Source organism: Bacillus sp. (in: firmicutes) (assembly GCF_031983925.1).
GTDB classification, from domain to species: domain Bacteria; phylum Bacillota; class Bacilli; order Bacillales; family Bacillaceae_G; genus Bacillus_A; species Bacillus_A pacificus.
In genome coordinates this window covers 562,349-581,961 of sequence record NZ_DALYZR010000003.1, presented here as the reverse complement: position 1 = coordinate 581,961, position 19,613 = coordinate 562,349, and the positions used below count along the sequence as shown (strand labels likewise).

Below are 19,613 nucleotides of genomic sequence, written 5' to 3'. Positions count from 1 at the left end.
TTACTTTTCTGCTTTTTCGTACACCTTTGTATACCAATTGTTATAAATGCTATCCGGTGTGGAAGTTGTTGTAGACACTTTCGTTTTGAAATTATCTGGACGAGGTGAAGCAACAAGTTTCAATTCTGTTTTATTTGGTTCTGATTTATCACCTTTTGTAGTAGAAGCTACGCCTGGTCTAGATACAGCAACATAATACAGTAAATGACGTACTGCTTTAACATCACCATCAAATTCAAACATCATGGCAATTTTCTTAGTTTTTGTTTTAGATGATTCCGTTAGAACTTGATCCTCTTTATCTAACGTTTCTCCAAGTACTTCTGTACGGAAATGTTCAGTTAACTCCGCAATTGTGAGCGCACCCTCATACCCTTGGTTAGTAGATTCCGTGTAATATAGACCATCGTCAGCATAAAAGTCCATTTGGTCACCTTTTGGATCTAACTTTAATTCAACTGCACCTGGTTGCCTTACTACTTCTCCATAAGTGATTTTTCCGTTTGAATCCTCTTCCACAACCGAATAACGTACATTCTTTAAGCCGTATGTTACTTTGTTCATTTACATTAACCTCGCTTCGTATATTTTTTGAAATACCTTTTCTGATTGAATAAATACATCCGAACCAGAACTATAAGGAATTTCATGTTTGTCCAAAATGTTCTCGAGGGCTTCCTCTGCTTTTAAATCTTTTTTAGTTGTATAAAGCTCTATATTGATGTCATTAATTTTTTGATAGATCTTATTGTCAGCTGCCATATTGGGTGAGCCATCCACAAGGAAACAGATAAAAGGTGGATTAACCGATTTTGCGAAATGCGAATAAGCCACAGGATAACCTGTAGCTTCAAGTATTTTCATTAATTCAATTATCGTCATCGCCTTACAACCACCCCTACTTTCCTTTCGTACTCCTGAATAGCCTTTTGTTCTACGGGCTGAATATGTGGAGTACCAGGAACCCTACCGCCACCATTTACTTTTGCATGACCTTTTTCTAGCAAGTGTGTTAATTGGTAGTGCGTAGCATTGTGGATGAACACATCACCATCTACTTCTTTAACTCTCCAACCCTTTCGGTATTTTCCTGTTAATTTAGGCTTGTTAAGCTTTTTCAAGGTACTAACACCTTGTTTAGCCACTTCCTTCTGTATTTTCTTCACATCATCTTTTACTTCTTGGGTATATGTTTCTACCTGTTTTGTAATTTCATTTGCCAAATCTTCAATTCTAATCACCAATCTTCACCTCACAATATAGTTCGGTAAAGCCATCCATGCGTGGAAATGTTCGATAGATTGAATACTTTTGGCTCTCATATTTTAAAGATGTTTCATCATCATACTCGTCAGAATCTACAAGAAATAATAATTGTGGCTTAAATCCAAGTTGGCCACCTACTAAAAACTCCTGACGATTAATGCTCATTTTAGAACAAAATATTTGTCTTGGTATTTCCTCCACAACTTCTTCCTGGTCCAGTTCATCTTTAATGGTTTTTACGGAAATCAAAAAGCACACATCGTCTAGTGATATGTGCTTTGAATTTCCTATATTCGATTTAATTGACGGCATTTTCATTACCTGCCTTTTGGATAACCCTATTATTAATTCTAAATTGTAGGTTACGAGATAAAGGAATATCTTCTTGTCTTTTTCGATAAGACCATGCTGCATAGTCCACGATTAACATCTGGTCATCTATGCTTTCAAAATCTAGGACTATCCCCATTCTCTTAAGTTCATGTTGAGAACTAACTATTAAATTATTAAAATAGGCATCCCTCAAATCATGAGTAATGCCTAAATCCAGTTTCAAAAGATCTAATAGATTCTTTTTGATTTGTTCATTCATTTGTTACACCTTATGATGCTGTTGTTTCTGGTGCTGCTGGTTTAAAAGTAATGTAATATCCAGCTTCGTGATCTACAGATTGCGTGTCAAATCGAACATAACCAGCCAATAACTGTCCGTAAATATCATTATCAATCCATTTCACTGAAGCTTGCTTACGGTTAAATAGTGTACAAAATTCATAAGCATCACCAACAAATCCGACTAAATCACCTTTCTTCTTACCGATGATTTCATCATCTAATACTACTACTTCGCGGCCTTTAATACGTTTTCCAGATGCTACTGTAATATCATCTTGTAATAAGTAACGGCCATTTTTATCTTTCAATAGATCTAATTCATTAAATAATGAAGATGAAACGTAGAATTTAACGTCATATACCTGCTTAAATCCTGTATTTAGTAATGTGACAATTCCATCTAAACCAGTTACATTCTTAGGTTTTGCTGTTTTAAGGATTTCAGCAATTTGAGCATTTTTTGTGTTTAAATCTTGATCCTTAATATCCTCAGCAATTAATCCTGTAATATCATAATCCGCATCATCGATTGCCTCTTGCGAAACAGGAATATAACCACGAAACGTTAAAATATCATATTTTACTTCATCAAAAGTAGGATGTGCTAACTCAGGGTTTTTTGCAAGTTCTGCAACAGATACCATTTTTCCATTTGATTTTCTAATGATTGGGTATTTACCTGAACCTCGATTTACCGGTACTACGCGAACATACTTTGTTAAATCGACTGTATCAACTTTTTCTTTTTGTGGCGCTAATAACTCTTCTGGAATTAATGCTCCACCTTCCACAGATGTGAAACCAGAACGAGTTTCATCTTTTGTACGCACGTAAGCATTAATAGCTTCGCGAGCTTCCATATTTTTTGGCATTTTACGTTTCTCTCCTTTATCTGGTGATCTGCGATTAGATGCTTCCAGTTCCTTTTCAAGTTCCTCAATTTCTTCTGCTAATGCTGTTTTTTCGTCTTCCTTGGAAGTAATATTATCATCATTTTCCTTAATACTTGCCTCAAGTGCTGTTAAGTCGTCTTCATTATCGATTCCTTCAATAGACGCTTCTAACTCACTTCGTTTTGCAAGTAATTCGGTTAACTTTCCTTCCACAGTCTTTAAAGAATTGCGTTTCATATTTAACTTAGCACCAATTAATACTGGATTAGGCATTTGTTAATCTCTCCCTTAATTGTTTTTTTCGTTGTTCTAACCTTTGTTTCTTCATAACTTCAACGTCTTTTTGTCTGGCCATAATATCTGTTTGTGGATATGCTGGAAATGCTGTAATGGAAACTTCGTGCAATTCAGCTTCAGTAATTCTCCATTTCATCGTTCCATCATCACGTGTGATTTGCTCTTCTTTTGTTGGATAAAAACCAAATGAACAGCCACGGACTTTACCAGTCTGCACTTTACGATAAGCACTTTTTGCATTTGGATCTTCTAAATCGATAATCGCTTTTCCCCATAAACCATGGTTGTCGGACTTTAATTCAAGTGTGTTACTACCAAAACTAGCTAAGACCATTCTTGAATCGTGATTATCCAGACACATAATGTCATTGTTACGTAAACTATTTTCAAATGCTGCTGGAGCCACTTCTTCAAATGCTCCTGGCCATAATTCAGTTTCTTGATTGTAGACGACAAAGTAACCTTCAATAATTGCTTCATTTTCGTTTTCGCTAGCCCTAGTTTTTAAATCAGAAGTAAATTGCATGTGACGTTTATTCCCCATCAGTACCACCTCCTTTCAATTTATTTTGATTTCCAATCTTATTAGCTGGAATATAGTTTTCCAGGATGATAAGTTCCTGCATTTCCTTATCCGGATCTAATCCAACCCAGTCGCGCAACTCATTTCTTCTCATTGCATTTCGGTCAACCATCTTTGTACCAGCTTCCACCATTTCGCTTAAATCGTATGAATATAAGCTTCTTGGGTTTAAACGGAAGAACCAATTTGGGTGGAATAGCAAGTCACGCGTTAAAGTTTGAGCTATAATTTGTCCAATTGAAAAAATACGTGTATTAACGAAATTGTTGTATTCGTCCTTATTGAATTCACCAATGCCCAAGAAAAAAGCCGGAATCCCAAAGAGACCAGCAACAGTTTTCTTATCTAACTCAACACCTTCATTAATCGCTATATCCTTTAACGATAAAGGCTTAACTTGTTCCACATTTATTAAATTGGCTGGAATAATCCAGGGCTTTCCGCCTTCTGTTTCATCAAAATATTTGGCCATGATATTTTCACGACCTTCTTTGCTTGAAAGTTCTTCCGTCATGGCATCAACAGAAATAATTAATGAAGGCATATATTTACCACTCATAAAGTTATTTTTTGTCTTAGTTGCTTGATTTAAATTCCTTATGATTTCTTTCAATGCAACCCTATAACCAGTACCACGATACGGATAATTCGGATGTGGGTTAATGACAAAATGAATTACTTCTTCGGGCTTGTACCTGATGCCGTTGAAGTTGATGAGGTAGTCGCCGTCCACATCTTCATAACTAACAGCTTGCATCTGAAATGGTGTTAAATTATCAATCAATCCTGTTCCTGGATTAACTCCAATATGTACGACTGAATTTCCATCACCATAAAGTAATAGATCACTAACGATTTTATAAATCCAAGTTTTACGTGTCATATTTTTATGTGGTTCCACATCGATTTTTCGAGATAATCCATTCTTAAGTCTCTTATCTCCTTCATCTGTATTTTCCATAAGATGAATTGTCATATTAGAAACCAAATCCGCAATTTTATCAACTGCAATTAAAACATCCGGATTATCCGAAAGCCTTGTATAACCAACGGTTTCTACGTTTCCAATTGCTACTGGAATTGTCACAGATGAACGTGTTTTCTTTTTTCTCCAAAACTTCAAGTCCTGCACCTCCTATCTCAATTAGTTATTAAGCCATGTGGAAGCACTTACTGATGAATCTAGATTTTCAAGCATCCGAATCGCTCCAAAAACGGCTGCATCGAAAATATCAATACGCTGATTCGGCATAACTTTTTCATATTGAATCATGTCGTCAGTTTTCTCTATACCTGCTACATTTTGCACACAATATTCAAATGCTTGGGAATGTAAGTAATAAAACTTGCCATCCTTTGTTTGTTTCTCAATTCGTCTAAATCCTTCTGACTTCTTGTAAAAATATTGCGGTTGGTCCACTATAGCAAATCCTTTTTTCTTCATTTCAAGGAAGAATTCTCTACCAAATTTTCTATCAAAACCAACCTGTTTAATCTTGAAGCCCTTTTGTTTCATCTGAACAAACCAATTCACAATATCACTGTAATTAACAGTTGGTGTATTACACATAGTAAGCCATCCATCATCTTGCCAACCGAATAAAGGTATATTATCCTCTTCAGCTTTTTGAGCCGCTGCTACTATCGGGAACCAAGCATGTGGAATGACAATATCGACACCTTGATAATTTCCATATAAAGCGGCTGCCGTTAAATCGTGCATTTTAGAAAGGTCGGCCCCAGCAAACCAATTTATATTTAATTTAAGTAACTCTTCAATCGTCCAATTGTACTTTTTATCCGAACTTTTAAATTCATCTACGTTGAAATACGCTCGAATAGACGATGTATAAATATTTAAGGACTTCGCTAAGAAGTCTTTTCTTTGCTGCGGATCATTCTGCGCTTGCAATGAATCATTTAACATATCGTCCGGACGAATTGAAACACCATATGCTGGATTGGCTTTTTGATGCTCAATCGGGTTCGTATAATCAACATTCCCTTTTTCGTCTTCATCAGCCTTCGCAATAAACACAAAATAAGCTTCGTCCTTTACAGTGCCATCCAGTATCTTTTTACAATACTGTAGACGCTGATAACAAAAGCTTGTCATATTATCTCCGGCTGTCGTAATACCAATCATTAGCTTGTTTGTGTATGCCTTCATGGCTTCTTTAATGATGTTATATTGCTTAGGTGTCTTATAGGCATGTAATTCATCAGCAATCCCAATATTACAGTTTAATGAGTCTTGTTTATCAGGATTTGCGGCTAAAGCTTGAATATATATGGAACCATCTTCTAATTCACCCGAAATTGAGTGCTCCTGGTTATTATCAATGACTCGGAAATTCTCTTTTTCTCCCATTTGCCCTAAGTTAAAGTTTATGAAATTAAAACTTTCTAGCGATTGTTTCAGTGCTGCTGAAGTAATATAAACCTTACTACCAGATTTTCTATGCAAAAGCCCTAATGCCCATGCAAGAGCTGCTGCAAAGGAAGTTTTAATATTTTTCCGCGGAATATAAATAAACGCTTCTTTAAAGCGTCTAATTTTCGTTCCTTTATGATAAAAACCTAGCAAATTATATACCTGGTATTTATGAAATGGTTCTAGCAAAAACGGCATACCTCTTAATGGAGTTCCATCTAAAGTTTCACCTTGAGCATGTACGAATGTTTTTTCAATGATTTCTATAACAAATTCAGCATCTTTTGGGTTGAAATCATATTCAGGATTCTCTAAATCTCGTAAAAATCTCTCGCATCCTTGAATTTGCTCTTTATTCGCAAGCTTTCTGCCTTCCACAATCGATGCTGCATACTCCATAACTAAATCGTAATTTTCATATTTACTCATGATGAACCACTCAATGTTTTCATTAATTTAGATTTAGGCTTTTCTGGCTCTTTTTTACGAACTGGCACTTCTGGTTTCTTTATCCGTTCATATGATTTCGGATTTAGACATAATAAATTCGAATAATTCGCCAGGTCTTTCCGCAAGGCTTCCATAGCTGTATAGATGGGGGTCTTTCTTTCATTTGTAGCCCCGGCTTTGTTTGTATATGAATCTGTTATTTTGAAGCCAGATCCCTCAAATTGACGCTCAAAAGCTTTATATTGAGCCAACATACCAACATAAATGTCAATTGTATGCTCAAAATCATCACGATAGACACCTAAATGCTTCATATTAGCAATTACACTTTCTTTCAATTCTGCTCTTTCCTGCTGATCCATCCGGGCACCACACCCCCCTTCTAAAAAAATAAGGTCGCTCTATTGGAAATGCCTCCCCCTCTCGGTCCCCATAGGGCTTTTTGAATTGTTTTTAAAGTGGGGGGATTGTTTCTTTTATGATTGATTTGGATTTGAATGATTTTCCTTCAAAAATACATCAATCGTTTTTTCTAACAAACTAATAGCCGATTCTCTTCTTTGCTTTGGTGTTGTATTATCTTCCATTTCATTAAAGATACGAATGGAACGTTCTAACTTTTGTTTATCGATGCGTTCGTTTACGATGTCTTGTCCTAACATTGAAACGAATGTACCAATCACAACCGCTTGTTCTTGTTTAGTTAGTTTCATTTGCTATCATCCTTTCCCTACGTTCTACCCATTGCATACCCAATGCAGTTAGTGCATCGCTTATACGGTCATGCATCTTATCGTGACATCTTCCACACAGGCTAACCAGATTACTTGATGTGAGTCTCAGCTCTGGTCTATTCCTTAGTGGATGGATATGATGTACAGTTGTTGCTTCTGTATTCTTGCCGTATCGTTTACACTCCTGGCATTGATATTGGTCACGCCTTAATACTGTTGCACGTTTACCCTTCCAACGTTTTGTTTTGTAGAAGTTAGTCACAACGAACACCAGCATACTTAATCATTTCATTATCTAAAGCTCTCCTTCGATGTTCTACTAATTGAGGATTACAATTGTTTATTATCAACACATGCTTCTTTACTTTCATCAAGTCCATACTTACTTTGTGTGTATCCTCAGTTGTTTCATGAGCTTGTACATCTTCCTTAAGCTTTAATGCTTCAACCAATTCCTCTGTTGAGAACTTAGATAGAACTTCCATAACATCTTTATGTTCCACCTTTTTTAAATCAACTCCATCAGATTGAGGTAACATATACAAACTACCAACCGTACATTTACAACATGGAACTACATCAACTACGCATACAAAAGAACTAAACGAATACTTACAGTTACTACATTCATAATTGTATAAGTCTCTAGCCATCTCTTCTCGTTCCTCCTCTTCTTTTATAGATTTCAATTGTGCCATTTCCTTTTCAACCATCTTATCGATGGAATCGTGAAATTTCATTGAAACTATAGTTACTTTTTCTTTTTCATAATTCCACTCTTTGAACAATCGAATTACATCATGAACATAAGCCTTAACATCATGTGCAAATAGTTTAAATCTCTTAAACACATGGAACACCACCTATGTAATTTTTACATAATAAAAGAGCAACCATGCATCAGTTGCCCTTTCGTCGATTTCTTATGTTATTACTATAATTCATATTTTCAATGGTTAGTATAATGAGAACTTACCTTAAGTAAATGTTAAGTTCTATTTGAGTACTCAACCTTCCCTCTCATTTCAGCATGTTTATTGTAAATATATTGCGGACTGTAATTGAGATGTTCCGCAACCTTCTCCAATGTCATGCCTTCCACATACTTGAAATATGCAATTCTATGTTCCAATCCTTTGAATGTACGAATAAGCTTTTTCAATTTGTACATATCATTCATCTTATGTGCTAATTCATATTCAATTGCTTCAATACGTTCTTCTACCTTCGCGCCTTCCGATTCAGCAGTTAAACGTACCTCTCGCAAATCACCACTTACCCAGCGTTTTAATTCAGCTTTTGTTTTATCTAAGTTGTAATCTAAGTATGCGATTCGTTCTTCTAATTTCTGATAGTCTTTCAGCCAGTCAAACAAATGATGATTCACCTACTTTCTTTGGTCCTTCCACAATCTAATTTACAATACCAGCTTTAACAAAGATGTTTCTCCACGCTTTATTAGTTTGGTGTTTATCAACGGCTTTCGCACGTTTAGCAAGGCGTTTCTTTAATTTCTTTTTCTTATGATTGTTCATCGCTATCACCATGCACTTTCAAATAGTTTTGAGCAAATCGTAATTGTTGACCAATATATTCATCATCCTCATTACCACCACTTACAATCCAATCTCTAATACGATTATTGATATCTTGTAGCATACATAATGGTAATTTAGATGCTATTTCATTAATTTGTTGTAAATAAGTCATTCAATCACCTCACGCTTGAAGAACTTGTATTTTGCAATTGTTTTAAAGAACCAACTAGATTCATCCGCTTTTGAAAGTTCTTTATTTCCATTTTGGTAATAGATATTACTGATTTCACCCTTCAGGATTAACTCGAACACATCAGCTAGTGAAATTTCTTTATATCTTTCCATTAAAACTACCTACCTTTCTTCTTTAAAACTACAAATCTCATAAAACACGTTTATTTTCGATTCTAAGACGTTTTAACACTTGCACACCTATTTGTATTAAGAAAGAAATCAAACTTCAAATTACTATATTTCTGACGGTAATTTATATGTCGAAACGTGTCGATTATGTTCAAATGAAAGTTTTATTAAGTCTTCCTTTACATTCCGAAGAATCTCTTAACTAATTTATCTATACTTATTTTTTGGACACAAAAGTTAAAGTAAAACAAAATACTTGCACCTAAATTTGCTCCAGGTATTAATACTAAAAACAAGAGAAATATGTCTGGACCAGTTTTTGTTTCTTTCATTACCCATTTCATGATTTTACGACTAACAAGTACGCTCCCTACATATAGAAACAACAATACTAGTGAAAATAAAATTTTATTAGCAACTGGCATATGTATACTCCCCCTTTCTCCCAAATAACTATTTTGTTTAGTTTTCTAATAAACTCACACGTTGCAAATATCTAGCTAAAAAGTAACCGCTAAATCCTTCTAAAAACACCACTTGCGAGCCACTACTTGATTTGAATTGATCCGTCCGACAAGTCCAAATTTTACCGTTATAGTGATCCGCTTCTCCACATGTATGCATCACTACTTTGTCGCCTATTTTTAATTCATCCACTACACCGAACGCCATTTGATACGCTTCTTTGTATTTACGTTTTATAAAATCAACTTGTTTCCACGTTCTAACGTTTTCGAAGCGCCCTTTCATGTAATTTATACAAACATGATCTATATCTTCTGGTGGGCTAGGGAAGTAAGTGGATGATTGCTTACCGCTACTCGTTGTATAAGTCATTTCTACGCCACCATCTTCATTCTTTATCATTTCAAATGTAGGTTTCATTTTCATTCCTCTTTTCTCCCAAATAACGCTTTGGTTATAAACTAATATCCCTGAATCCCCAGTTCTTGACGTCTAAGAATCTCTTTTTGGATTGCTGTACGTAACGTAGCTATTACTACATTCTTATCATTACCAATAAACAGCAAAGCATCTTTTAAAACACTAGTAGGATACATTCTTAAGTCCATCATTTAATAGCACCTCACTTTTATACGAAATTAAAATTTGACCAGTAGCAACTGGTACTACTGGTGCTACTGGCACTGGAAAAACGACCTCATTTCCAATACTTACAGGAAGTCCTAACCCAACAGTTGGTTCAGCTATTTTCAACAAAATTCAAAATTGGTCTTTATCAAAAACTTCAATATCATGTAAAACCTGCGTAAAGATTACGTTGATTCAGCCTATCTACCCAATAATCGTTATATAATGAACTTGCAAATACCCGATTTGCACAATACGTCCTTTCCATGCGACTTATGCTTGAGTGCTAGGAGAAATCCTAGCCTTTTTTATTAATATCCAACCGCTAATCGTTTGAAATTCTCTTCATTCTTCTCCTTATACATATGAACCACGTCATTCCATGTAAACCCAGCAAATACAATTGTTTTATAGAATAGATCCATGATGCCTAACATAGATTTCTTCGCACCAGCTTTATCCTTATACTCAACTTTTCCTATTAAGTAATTAATGTTTTTATCCATATGGAAGAATGCTTTATTGAAACCATTAATTTTACTTGTTGTAATTTCAACTTTTCGTAATTCACGTTCTAATTTAAAGTCCATCGCAACAGATAACCAGAAATGAAGAATATCAACCATTTCTTCTAATAATGATTCTTTCGGCTGTTCAAATTTTGTTGACCACATCTTGAAAGCATTTGTAACGTTCCATGCTTCATTTACTTCATTTTTTAATGCATAAGCTTTATTGAACATCATGTCATAGCGAAGATAATTCTTTTTATGCTTTGATTTAATATCATCATCAAGTGCCTTTTGCATTTTAAATAATTCTGTTAGATCCACTACAGTATTAGCCATTTTTAATTACATCCTTTCAATTTATAAGTGATATCCTGAGCCGAAGCCCAGGACTATTATTTATTCAGCAATCGTTTCTTCATCAACAATCTTTAATTGACCAGGAGCAACTTCCGTTGTCCCATCTGGATTAACTTTGTAATCTACACCTTCATGTGGCTCTTCAAAACTCATTTGTCCTTCTGGAACATCATCATTTTGTGGACGACTCTCCATCACTTCTTTAGGAGTTTGATAAGCGAACGTTAAATCAATCAAGAAATACTGACCGTATTTGTTATATTTCTCTGCGATTTTGTGCATTTGAAGGTTGTCATTTTCTTTAGCAGCTGAAATGATTTCCTCCGCCTCTTCACGTGTATCTGCATAATGTTGTTCCTTTTGATTAAGTTGTACTTTTGCCATTGATAAATCCCCCTAATTAATAATTGTTTTTTGTGATTCGACTTAAATTAAACCAATTAGACCTTATTGAATGTTCAATGTTATTTTTCGTTATTAATTACAGCGTTTCTAGCCTTAGAAAGTCTTTCAGCCGCTTTCAGTCTTTGTTCTTCTGTCATAACTCGTAAATTCTTCATTGTTACTTGTTTTTCTTGAAGAATGCCTTTAACAGCCGTTGGCCTTCCATCCTCTTCTTCTAAGGTTTGTAATTCACATAGATTACTAAGTTTTCGAATATGTTTAGGAACAGTAGAGTAAATATTCCACTGACCTGTACTATTATCAAAAACTAGTGTAGTTTCTTGTTCTTCACGAGAATATGTCATATTAAAAGGCTCCTGTTTTAAGATAATGTCTAGCTTGGTAGTAAAAGTGATAATATATCCAGTTACCGCTGTACTTGTTATCTAAATACACAATTTCAAAATCGTATTTTGCTTTAAATGTATTAAGTCTTCCAAGTAACGCTAATGGATTATATTTCGAACGATATTGACCCTTTAGCATCTTTTCGTACCCTTTAAGGTCCTCCACAATTAAAGTGAATGGAATGTCCTTTGAACGAATTAATTCATTTTCAAACGCTGTTTGAGTATCCTTTTGTAAGTTCCCTGTGATCTCATCCATGTGAGCTTTTCTTTCTACTCGACTATCTAAGTAAATGTCACGAGAAATGCCTAACTCTTCATTTTTGGGAATCATGCAGCCGTAATCACCCGTATCTAATTTTTGTAGCTTTACTGGTATATCCTTTTGATTTAAATAATCAAGGATATGACCATTTACGTTTTCACGAGTATCGATAACGATTGTGAGTGTTTTAAGGATTTTATCTATTTCTTTATCTGTGTAATGGAAACGAATCATTCTGATGCCTCCAGTAACTCTGGGTTTTCGTAGGTATTTCCGATGACTTCAAATGTTTGTTTACCGTCTTTTCTATTTCTTAAAAGTTCGAATAACGACCATTCATAAGTGCTGAAAAATCCTTCTTCATACGTAACAGCTTGGCTCTGTACATCTTCTCTTAATTCAAAATTTGATACGATTTTTAAAATGTCACCCTCGTAAATTTCGCTGCCGTTCTTATCTTTTAACCCTGTATATTGTCGTGGTTCCGAACACATAAGCCATTCATCAGTTTCACACTCTAAAATCCACCAAGTATTATCATCATCTTTTGATATACATTCGCTATAAATCCAAGCACCGCCATCATAAGCCTTAAACTTAATTTCTCTCATCTTCATGCTCCTTTCCTTGCATATAAAACCGCACGTTCATATATTTTTCTAGCCATTGCATTCGATTCATCATTTTCAAATTGTCGATGATCGTCATAAACATCTGTCCATCCGTTCTTAGCAAGGACAATCGTCCAGTCATAAAATAATTGCAGCGAATCTTCTTCATCAAGTAACCACTTATGTAATTTCTCGTTATGCTGCCATCCGCAAAAGTGATGGAATATCTTCATTAATGTGATTTTCTCCGAACTTTCGTCTTTCCAAGATTTAAACCAATCATAAATAGCTTGATAGTTTTGTTCGGCTGCTTGCATAACTTCCGTTGGAATTAAATTTTGTTTCTTTATCGCAACTTGATTGTCTTTTTCATCAAGATAGATATTTGCACCAGATTTCCAAATTGCACTTAAAATTAATAAAACCTGCAAATCTATCACCTCTGTTATCAAAAGTTACTTAGAAGTGTTACTAAAAAACACCGAAAATTAGTATGTGTTACTTTTTAGTAACCCACTTGACCCTTAGAGCTCCAAGGGATTAAGGCACCTAGGTTACTTTTGTTACCTATTTTGAGCATTAAGCTCCCTAATAGAATACTTATATATATATTTATTTTTTGTTTATATATATTTTTAGTAACAAAAGTAACAAAAAGAGTATAAAAAGTACCTTGAGCCCTTATGTATCAAGGGTTTTAAGTAATTTTAAATGGGTTACTTTTAGTAACACTTTGGCTATTTTCATCGTTTTTCAGTAACTTTTGCTGCTGAAAAGTATTTTTTCGGTCTGTTAAAGTAACACCTTTGATGTAATACTTATTTTTGTTACCACGTTCTCTTTTGAATCCTTGGGATTCTAAAATTCGGTAAAATGCTCTATTTTTCAATTGATGCTCACCATTTCGAAAACACCAATTGGAATAAACTTCATATAATTCTTTTGCTTCAATTTGAACATCTTCTCGTTTAAAACAACATTCGAATATAAACGGACCGAGAATATCCATTTCCTCTTTGTAATCACCAGTTGCTTTCATTACAATTGCTGGATCGCTTAGTCCCGACTTCTGCCACTTCAAGCAACCCTCAATCGCCCAATTCAGAATGCCAGGCATTTCAAGACTTATCTTCTCTGGTAATTTCTTATCACGCTTCTCTTTTGGAAGTTGTAAGTTAAATGGAATTAAGCGAATACGTCTCCAAATACCTTCATCAACACCCTTAATTACTGGCTTATGATTTGTAGTGAAGAATACTTTAAACTCTGGTATGAACTCAAAATATTCTTGTCTAAGGAAACGTGCTAACACTGGCTCTCCACCTGTTATTTGTTTTACAAAAGCTTCTGAGAGTTGTTCCCCCTCTTCACTTTCAATTGCAGATACAAAGCGTGCGCCTACTAATCTAGCGATATCATTATTGGCTCCTGTTTCTTTTTTCTTGATGAAAGTATCAGATTTCGCTTGTTTACCGTATTCACCCAACAAGTCCTTAATTGTATTAATAAAGGTCGATTTTCCGTTGGAACCTCCACCAATCAAGAAGACCATTATTTGCTCCGTAATTTCTCCTGTTAGGGAATAACCAATTAACCGCTGCATATATTCCACAAGTTCTTTATCACCTTGGAAAATTTGATCTAAGAAATTAAGCCATTCTGGACATTTCGCATTTTCATCAAATGAAACATTAGTAATTTTAGTTAAACCAAGTTCCCGATCATGTTGCTGCAGCTTCCCTGTTTTTAAATCCACAATACCGTTCTCGACATTGAATAAATATTTATGTCTATCAAAGTCCTCGCGTTCTCCTGGTACTAATGGCATAAGGTCCTTAATACTGTTCATTCGGATGTTTCTACGTTCACACATTCGCGCCCATTTCGTTTCCGCTTCATCTTCTGACTTATATAAGCTGCGAAGTACTTTGGCTGTAATTCTTTCAATCTCTTTTTTTGTATCTAGCTTCCAACGTTTGCCGTCCCATATGTACCAGCCAATATCGCTAACATATTTGATTACATGGCCATATTCATATGCGATACGTTCAGCATTTCCCAATTCAGTTAAACGGAATTTCTTTTTCGGCTTGTCCTCCACAACTTCAACCGCATCTTCATTAATGAAATCAAAGGAAAATTCTTCGAATTGCTGTTTGTTATCTAAAATAGTTGTGGAAGTAGATGAAATGGCTGTTCCTATCGTTCTTTCGCCGTATGTTTCATTTGTATCGCTAAAATGGATAACGTCCCATTTATCACGAATCAAGCTAGTCTCACGGAACATCGTATCCATTCGAGTTGCTGATTTACCTGTCCAGAAAGCTAAGTGGTTACATAAAGCAAGATCAGTTGCCGAATGGTCATTATTTATTAAGTTGCCGTTGTATAATGAACGAATCTCATCACCGTTTTTACTTCTAAACATTCTTTCCCACAAAACTTCATTTGAAATTTTAATTTCATCTTTTTCAAACTCTGCTAAATTCACACGACCTTGAATGTCGCTATCATCAAAATATTTTTCAAATACTTCAGCTAGTTCATCCGTTCGCTCGTATACATCATTGGAATTCTCACGATTTCCAGTAAAGGTAAAGAAGCGGCCGTATGAGTAAATTTCTAAACCGTGCTTTGTATTTTTACGACCAGTACCTAAAACAGATTGTGGAAGACCACCTCTGATAATGATGTGAATCCCATTTCCTGAAGGTGAAAACTCTGTATAGCTATCTAATGTATCGATAATCTCTGTTGCAAATGCATTTGTTTTTTCATCTACAACGCACTTATCAATATCGACTCCTATATACTTATCCTGCTTACTGAATACAAAGCCTATTCCGTCATAATCACCTTCTAAGTAGAATTTGACCGCTGTTGCAAATGTTGACCATGTACGTCTGTTATTTGCTTGAGCCATTTCACCAGTGACTTGATATGGAACTTTTGTTGGTTTGCCGTTTCTTTTTTCCTTACGCCATAAGATCCATTGCGGAAGGGCTTTTAACTCAGTAGGGATTTCATTAAAATTGTATGGATTTTCTTTCATTGCGCCCTCCAATTAGCTTTTTAGGGTATAAAAAAGAGAAGTCGGCAAAACCAACCTCTCTATTTAGTTATTTAGAATGGTAAATCATCATCGCCCACCGTTACTGCTGGACCACTTGTAATTGGATTTACATCCGACACATCATAGTATTTTGCTTTAGCAGCTGTTCGTTTTTCCTTCTTACCATCAACTACTTTGTCATACTCTTCATGCTTTACAGTGATTTTTAAATTCTTATTGATAAGTTGTTTCCCCATATCTTCAGCAGAAGTGAAAGCATGATTATTACCAAAACCGCATGCTTTTAATAATGAGTTAACGATTCGTACTGAAACCTCATGTTCGAATGTAAACATGTTATAAAGTACTTTTGCACCTTGATGATTTTGTGGTACATCACTGCGAATCTCGAAATCTACCGATAATTTATCTTTACCAGCTTGTGTTTTACCAGCTTCCGCATTTACAATTACCGCTTCATATTTACCTTCGGCAACTAATTCAAATCCTGTGTTTACGTTTGTTTCATCAAATTTAAAGAATGACATAATATATTTCCTCCAATTGTTTAATATGGTATTACCGCTAAAATATTATGTGGATGAAGTGCTTGCCCATGACCTACAACAAGTATCCCTCTATGTTTTTCACTATGATAAACATCAACTTTTTGCATAAATTGCTTCGCTAACTTCTTTTGTATTTCAATGAGTCGCTCTTGTGTCATCATGCCTTCTCCACATTCGCTAATATTAATTCTTCTTGTATGCAGCCTTGGCGCGTATCTAAATGATTCTTAGCGTAAACACTTTGGTCACCTTCTAAGATGAACCCTCGTGTCCCATCGGCTTTTTTAACTAATCGTCCAACGACATGAACAATTCCCATAATGTGATTAACGATTTTATCTCGAATATCAGGAATGAACTGTGTATATTGCTGACCATCATCATGAATGATAGTTCTTGTTGTCTCCCAAGCCGTGAAAATAATATTTGCATCTAATGCCTTAAATGTTTCTACTAACTTTAAAAGATGGTTATCTAGCAAAGCGTAATGCTTCAATTCAGGCATACCACTTTTAGTATCTTCGCCTTTTTTAAGCAACCATAACTTTTGATAATGCGTTAAATTATCGATGAAAATATTGTCATACTTATCGATATTAGCTTTTGCAAGTGCATAAAACTGTAGAATGCTATCATGCGGATTGCTCTCATCAATTTCAGCTACATCTACATTTTCATAACCAGATAACACTTGGCTTGTCCCATCAATATCAAATACCAATGTTTTTCCTGGTAATAACCCAGCAACCGTTGTTTTCCCACTGCCTGGTTTTGAATAAGCAATAATTTTTGCTCTTTCACTTTTCGTAATTTCAGTACCGTTTTTGGTTTTCATTTAGCTCACTCCTTTTTCATCTAGCAATCCAAGGTTATATGCTGCTTTCGCTGTTCTATGGCCAACAAGATGCCCTCCAACAGTATTTGCATAAGGAGATATTCTCCCTTGATAATAACCAGTTTTCAACTCCGTTTTAGAGAATGGATGTCCTAGCTTTAAAACTGGACCTCCAATAAATTTCAGCTTCTTTTTTGCCCAGGAATAATACTTTGTCTTTCCAGTTAAATGCAAAGTGTTTCCGTCCCTATCTTTGTAATACCAATCTGATAATTCGGGACCTATTTCACTAGCTCCACATTCATAACAATGGTATGGGCCACATTGCACCATTCCCACCCCTACATCTACCCAATCGGCTTCCATGTGCGATTGGCAATAAGGACACTCTCGTGTCGGCGTATCGTATGCCCCCATTCTTATACCTCCACAATCGAACGTCTTTTTATGCCAATGATTGGCTCTGTGTATCCAGCAAGCTCTAACTGCCTTTGAGCTTTTCTAAATACATAATCGATATTTTCATTTTCTTTTATGGATCCGTCAGGATTTAAATGTTTATTAGGAATCCATATGTTTTGATTTGTTCCACCTAATGTAAATCGTTTCGCTGCATAGTTTTTGTAATTGCGATTAATAAGTTCTAACCTTATTCCTTTGTAAAACTGAATCATTCCTGAACTTCCACACTATAAGAAATAGATTCAGGCTTAACCGTAACTCCTGGAACAATTTGTCCATTTTCATCTACAACAACTTTTTCACCGCTGATTTCAACTATTTTTAATTTTTTCTTTAAATCAGTCCAGCTGACTTCATTCTTAATGCAATCATCAAGTTCGTTTTCAATAGCATATTGGAGAAGGTCATGTTTATTTTTCTGTTCCGGGGCTTCCTTACTCTTACGAGTTTTCGATTTACCATAAGGCGTACTAATTGTTTTCTGCTTTGGATCCACTTCAAGTTGTTCCATATGATAACGTCGGATATGAGTTTCAAAGAATGAAATGCTATTGTGGATGGGCTTTAATTCATTTTTCTCCCAATCAGTAATACGCTCACGTTCATCATTTGCTAGTGTTGTAATTTGCTTTTCTTGTGCTTTAAGAGCTGAAATTTTACGGAATGCCCAATTTAATTGATTAATATCCGTAACCTCAAACTGTTGCTCCGCATCTTGTAATTGGTCCACTTCCATTAATTCATTTTGTTGTAATACATTCATCGATATTACCTCCAAATTTATTTTTAAATTCTTTTGCAGTGTAAAGAGAGAAATATGTAAATCCATTTTTCGTAAATTCAACTTTCACAGGATACTGTAGAGAACCAGTCTCTTTCACTTCTAAACTACCTTTTTCATCTAGTAACTTTTCAAACAAAGCATCATTAACTTGTACTTTGTTATCACTATAAATGTCTAAAATCCCATTAGTCCTAGCCGAACCAAAAGCTTGTACATGCCCTTCAATTACGTTGATATCCATCAAAATTCCACCACCTTGGCATATTCCACTGTTTTGCGGATTACTTCTCCACCAACATCAATGGCTACTTGTTTTGATTCTTCATATTCAAATTCCATTGCACTTTTCACTAACTTAGTTACGACCAATGGATTCGCTTTACTAACAAATAAATTACCTACACTTACTAGATATATAGTTTTAGGTGCTAATTGTTTATCCATGCAGATTCACCTCGCTTAAAAGTAAAATCAGGTCCATTCGCTTTACCTTTACGTCCAGCTTCAGCTTTGGACATCTTAGGTGTAGTTATGGCTTCTTCTACGCTCATTTTCATTTTGTTACTTGTACGTGTATATAAAAGTGATTTACTAATTCCGTTAGCGGCTGCACGTTCAATTTGTTCCGGCGTAAATTTACACATTGATATGTAACCTCCTAATCTATGAATTTGGAATCATACGTGTTGCACCAGTAAAACGATGTACCAGGTGCAATTCCTCGTTTACCTTCTTAAAAATCAACCAATGTTCTGGATTTAATTTATAGGACTGAATATGAATCTTTTCACGTTTGTTTGGCTTCTTACCGTTCTTCACGCTTGTCCCTCCTTGATTGTCATTGGAGTAAATTCGAACGTCCCATCAACAATACTTTTTATATCAATCGTTAATTCAGTAAATGATTTTTGCTTTTCATCATAAAAACCAACTACAATACTTAAGGGTTTTACAAATTTAACGATGCATGGCGTGCTAATTTCTGTACGTCTGCTGTAGTTGTATTTACTCAACCAATATGCGGTACCACTTTTAATAGTTTCTGTATCAAATTGCGGTTTGTTTACTATCATGCATTTCACTCCTTTACAGGAAATCTATTCATGCTAT

General features: G+C 35.2%; 38 protein-coding genes. All 38 read right to left on the bottom strand.

Annotated elements, in window-relative coordinates:
- The gene (locus RTP99_RS14615) at nucleotides 1-564 is read right to left on the bottom strand and encodes a major tail protein (protein WP_270691799.1); all 564 of its coding nucleotides are present in this window, start codon (nucleotides 562-564) and stop codon (nucleotides 1-3) included.
- Nucleotides 565-882: a hypothetical protein gene (locus tag RTP99_RS14610; RefSeq protein ID WP_270691800.1), complete on the bottom strand. Its 318-nt coding sequence runs from the start codon at nucleotides 880-882 to the stop codon at nucleotides 565-567.
- A complete protein-coding gene (locus tag RTP99_RS14605) occupies nucleotides 879-1,241 on the bottom strand; it encodes an HK97 gp10 family phage protein (RefSeq protein WP_270691801.1) in 363 nt (120 codons plus the stop codon). Before RTP99_RS14605 ends, RTP99_RS14610 begins: the two co-directional genes overlap by 4 nt.
- Nucleotides 1,234-1,578: a hypothetical protein gene (locus RTP99_RS14600; protein ID WP_284994716.1), complete on the bottom strand. Its 345-nt coding sequence runs from the start codon at nucleotides 1,576-1,578 to the stop codon at nucleotides 1,234-1,236. The genes RTP99_RS14605 and RTP99_RS14600 overlap by 8 nt, the downstream gene beginning before the upstream one ends.
- Nucleotides 1,565-1,858 (bottom strand): hypothetical protein, encoded by a 294-nt coding sequence (locus RTP99_RS14595; protein ID WP_270691803.1) that lies wholly within the window; start codon nucleotides 1,856-1,858, stop codon nucleotides 1,565-1,567. Before RTP99_RS14595 ends, RTP99_RS14600 begins: the two co-directional genes overlap by 14 nt.
- Before the next feature lie 10 nt (nucleotides 1,859-1,868).
- A complete protein-coding gene (locus RTP99_RS14590; RefSeq protein ID WP_270691804.1) occupies nucleotides 1,869-3,047 on the bottom strand; it encodes a phage major capsid protein in 1,179 nt (392 codons plus the stop codon).
- On the bottom strand, nucleotides 3,040-3,615 hold the full coding sequence (locus tag RTP99_RS14585) for an HK97 family phage prohead protease (RefSeq protein WP_270691805.1): 576 nt from the start codon (nucleotides 3,613-3,615) through the stop codon (nucleotides 3,040-3,042). The genes RTP99_RS14590 and RTP99_RS14585 overlap by 8 nt, the downstream gene beginning before the upstream one ends.
- Nucleotides 3,605-4,786: a phage portal protein gene (locus tag RTP99_RS14580; RefSeq protein ID WP_270691806.1), complete on the bottom strand. Its 1,182-nt coding sequence runs from the start codon at nucleotides 4,784-4,786 to the stop codon at nucleotides 3,605-3,607. Before RTP99_RS14580 ends, RTP99_RS14585 begins: the two co-directional genes overlap by 11 nt.
- Nucleotides 4,787-4,798: 12 nt before the next feature.
- A complete protein-coding gene (locus RTP99_RS14575) occupies nucleotides 4,799-6,517 on the bottom strand; it encodes a terminase large subunit (RefSeq protein WP_270691807.1) in 1,719 nt (572 codons plus the stop codon).
- A complete protein-coding gene (locus tag RTP99_RS14570) occupies nucleotides 6,514-6,900 on the bottom strand; it encodes a P27 family phage terminase small subunit (protein ID WP_270691808.1) in 387 nt (128 codons plus the stop codon). The genes RTP99_RS14575 and RTP99_RS14570 overlap by 4 nt, the downstream gene beginning before the upstream one ends.
- Nucleotides 6,901-7,014: 114 nt before the next feature.
- Nucleotides 7,015-7,251, bottom strand: coding sequence for a hypothetical protein (locus tag RTP99_RS14565; RefSeq protein ID WP_270691809.1), 237 nt, complete (start codon nucleotides 7,249-7,251; stop codon nucleotides 7,015-7,017).
- Nucleotides 7,238-7,549: an HNH endonuclease gene (locus RTP99_RS14560; RefSeq protein ID WP_270691810.1), complete on the bottom strand. Its 312-nt coding sequence runs from the start codon at nucleotides 7,547-7,549 to the stop codon at nucleotides 7,238-7,240. The genes RTP99_RS14565 and RTP99_RS14560 overlap by 14 nt, the downstream gene beginning before the upstream one ends.
- The gene (locus RTP99_RS14555) at nucleotides 7,527-8,123 is read right to left on the bottom strand and encodes a hypothetical protein (RefSeq protein ID WP_270691811.1); all 597 of its coding nucleotides are present in this window, start codon (nucleotides 8,121-8,123) and stop codon (nucleotides 7,527-7,529) included. The genes RTP99_RS14560 and RTP99_RS14555 overlap by 23 nt, the downstream gene beginning before the upstream one ends.
- A gap of 137 nt (nucleotides 8,124-8,260) precedes the next feature.
- On the bottom strand, nucleotides 8,261-8,647 hold the full coding sequence (locus RTP99_RS14550; protein ID WP_042513454.1) for a phage protein: 387 nt from the start codon (nucleotides 8,645-8,647) through the stop codon (nucleotides 8,261-8,263).
- A 37-nt stretch (nucleotides 8,648-8,684) separates the two neighbouring features.
- A complete protein-coding gene (locus tag RTP99_RS14545) occupies nucleotides 8,685-8,807 on the bottom strand; it encodes a DUF3983 domain-containing protein (RefSeq protein WP_270691812.1) in 123 nt (40 codons plus the stop codon).
- Nucleotides 8,794-8,982 (bottom strand): DUF6877 family protein, encoded by a 189-nt coding sequence (locus RTP99_RS14540; protein WP_284994717.1) that lies wholly within the window; start codon nucleotides 8,980-8,982, stop codon nucleotides 8,794-8,796. Before RTP99_RS14540 ends, RTP99_RS14545 begins: the two co-directional genes overlap by 14 nt.
- Nucleotides 8,979-9,155 carry a hypothetical protein gene (locus tag RTP99_RS14535; RefSeq protein ID WP_270691814.1) on the bottom strand — a complete coding sequence of 59 codons (177 nt, stop codon included), beginning with the start codon at nucleotides 9,153-9,155 and terminating at the stop codon, nucleotides 8,979-8,981. The genes RTP99_RS14540 and RTP99_RS14535 overlap by 4 nt, the downstream gene beginning before the upstream one ends.
- Before the next feature lie 197 nt (nucleotides 9,156-9,352).
- Entirely contained in the window at nucleotides 9,353-9,598 is a 246-nt protein-coding gene (locus RTP99_RS14530) for a hypothetical protein (protein WP_270691815.1), read from the bottom strand.
- Between the two features lie 37 nt (nucleotides 9,599-9,635).
- Nucleotides 9,636-10,058 (bottom strand): hypothetical protein, encoded by a 423-nt coding sequence (locus tag RTP99_RS14525; protein WP_270691822.1) that lies wholly within the window; start codon nucleotides 10,056-10,058, stop codon nucleotides 9,636-9,638.
- Nucleotides 10,059-10,220: 162 nt separating this feature from the next.
- Nucleotides 10,221-10,394 carry a hypothetical protein gene (locus RTP99_RS14520; RefSeq protein ID WP_284994718.1) on the bottom strand — a complete coding sequence of 58 codons (174 nt, stop codon included), beginning with the start codon at nucleotides 10,392-10,394 and terminating at the stop codon, nucleotides 10,221-10,223.
- 182 nt (nucleotides 10,395-10,576) lie between these two features.
- Entirely contained in the window at nucleotides 10,577-11,113 is a 537-nt protein-coding gene (locus RTP99_RS14515) for a dUTP diphosphatase (RefSeq protein WP_270691816.1), read from the bottom strand.
- A 60-nt stretch (nucleotides 11,114-11,173) separates the two neighbouring features.
- Entirely contained in the window at nucleotides 11,174-11,518 is a 345-nt protein-coding gene (locus RTP99_RS14510) for an organic solvent tolerance protein OstA (RefSeq protein ID WP_270691817.1), read from the bottom strand.
- Nucleotides 11,519-11,598: 80 nt separating this feature from the next.
- Nucleotides 11,599-11,883, bottom strand: coding sequence for a hypothetical protein (locus RTP99_RS14505; protein WP_046646661.1), 285 nt, complete (start codon nucleotides 11,881-11,883; stop codon nucleotides 11,599-11,601).
- Between the two features lies 1 nt (nucleotide 11,884).
- Nucleotides 11,885-12,424 carry an ERCC4 domain-containing protein gene (locus tag RTP99_RS14500; RefSeq protein WP_046646660.1) on the bottom strand — a complete coding sequence of 180 codons (540 nt, stop codon included), beginning with the start codon at nucleotides 12,422-12,424 and terminating at the stop codon, nucleotides 11,885-11,887.
- Nucleotides 12,421-12,801: a YopX family protein gene (locus RTP99_RS14495; protein ID WP_073569429.1), complete on the bottom strand. Its 381-nt coding sequence runs from the start codon at nucleotides 12,799-12,801 to the stop codon at nucleotides 12,421-12,423. Before RTP99_RS14495 ends, RTP99_RS14500 begins: the two co-directional genes overlap by 4 nt.
- A 2-nt stretch (nucleotides 12,802-12,803) precedes the next feature.
- Entirely contained in the window at nucleotides 12,804-13,232 is a 429-nt protein-coding gene (locus tag RTP99_RS14490; RefSeq protein ID WP_073569430.1) for a hypothetical protein, read from the bottom strand.
- A gap of 266 nt (nucleotides 13,233-13,498) precedes the next feature.
- Complete coding sequence (locus RTP99_RS14485; protein ID WP_270691818.1) at nucleotides 13,499-15,853, bottom strand: phage/plasmid primase, P4 family; 2,355 nt, start codon at nucleotides 15,851-15,853, stop codon at nucleotides 13,499-13,501.
- Between the two features lie 71 nt (nucleotides 15,854-15,924).
- Nucleotides 15,925-16,401 carry a DUF669 domain-containing protein gene (locus tag RTP99_RS14480; RefSeq protein ID WP_073569432.1) on the bottom strand — a complete coding sequence of 159 codons (477 nt, stop codon included), beginning with the start codon at nucleotides 16,399-16,401 and terminating at the stop codon, nucleotides 15,925-15,927.
- Between the two features lie 20 nt (nucleotides 16,402-16,421).
- A complete protein-coding gene (locus tag RTP99_RS14475) occupies nucleotides 16,422-16,583 on the bottom strand; it encodes a hypothetical protein (RefSeq protein WP_154304926.1) in 162 nt (53 codons plus the stop codon).
- Nucleotides 16,580-17,257, bottom strand: a complete 678-nt coding sequence (locus RTP99_RS14470; RefSeq protein WP_046646653.1) for an AAA family ATPase — start codon at nucleotides 17,255-17,257, stop codon at nucleotides 16,580-16,582. The genes RTP99_RS14475 and RTP99_RS14470 overlap by 4 nt, the downstream gene beginning before the upstream one ends.
- The gene (locus RTP99_RS14465) at nucleotides 17,258-17,674 is read right to left on the bottom strand and encodes a hypothetical protein (protein WP_073569433.1); all 417 of its coding nucleotides are present in this window, start codon (nucleotides 17,672-17,674) and stop codon (nucleotides 17,258-17,260) included. It lies immediately after the preceding gene.
- A gap of 2 nt (nucleotides 17,675-17,676) precedes the next feature.
- The gene (locus tag RTP99_RS14460; protein ID WP_073569434.1) at nucleotides 17,677-17,931 is read right to left on the bottom strand and encodes a hypothetical protein; all 255 of its coding nucleotides are present in this window, start codon (nucleotides 17,929-17,931) and stop codon (nucleotides 17,677-17,679) included.
- A complete protein-coding gene (locus RTP99_RS14455; protein ID WP_073569435.1) occupies nucleotides 17,928-18,482 on the bottom strand; it encodes a host-nuclease inhibitor Gam family protein in 555 nt (184 codons plus the stop codon). Before RTP99_RS14455 ends, RTP99_RS14460 begins: the two co-directional genes overlap by 4 nt.
- On the bottom strand, nucleotides 18,460-18,744 hold the full coding sequence (locus RTP99_RS14450) for a hypothetical protein (RefSeq protein ID WP_073569436.1): 285 nt from the start codon (nucleotides 18,742-18,744) through the stop codon (nucleotides 18,460-18,462). Before RTP99_RS14450 ends, RTP99_RS14455 begins: the two co-directional genes overlap by 23 nt.
- Nucleotides 18,744-18,947 (bottom strand): hypothetical protein, encoded by a 204-nt coding sequence (locus tag RTP99_RS14445; protein WP_073569437.1) that lies wholly within the window; start codon nucleotides 18,945-18,947, stop codon nucleotides 18,744-18,746. Before RTP99_RS14445 ends, RTP99_RS14450 begins: the two co-directional genes overlap by 1 nt.
- Nucleotides 18,932-19,147: a hypothetical protein gene (locus tag RTP99_RS14440; protein WP_073569438.1), complete on the bottom strand. Its 216-nt coding sequence runs from the start codon at nucleotides 19,145-19,147 to the stop codon at nucleotides 18,932-18,934. The genes RTP99_RS14445 and RTP99_RS14440 overlap by 16 nt, the downstream gene beginning before the upstream one ends.
- Before the next feature lie 19 nt (nucleotides 19,148-19,166).
- Entirely contained in the window at nucleotides 19,167-19,322 is a 156-nt protein-coding gene (locus RTP99_RS14435; protein WP_165915393.1) for a DUF6906 family protein, read from the bottom strand.
- Complete coding sequence (locus RTP99_RS14430) at nucleotides 19,319-19,576, bottom strand: hypothetical protein (RefSeq protein WP_239694354.1); 258 nt, start codon at nucleotides 19,574-19,576, stop codon at nucleotides 19,319-19,321. The genes RTP99_RS14435 and RTP99_RS14430 overlap by 4 nt, the downstream gene beginning before the upstream one ends.
- Nucleotides 19,577-19,613: the final 37 nt, after the last annotated feature.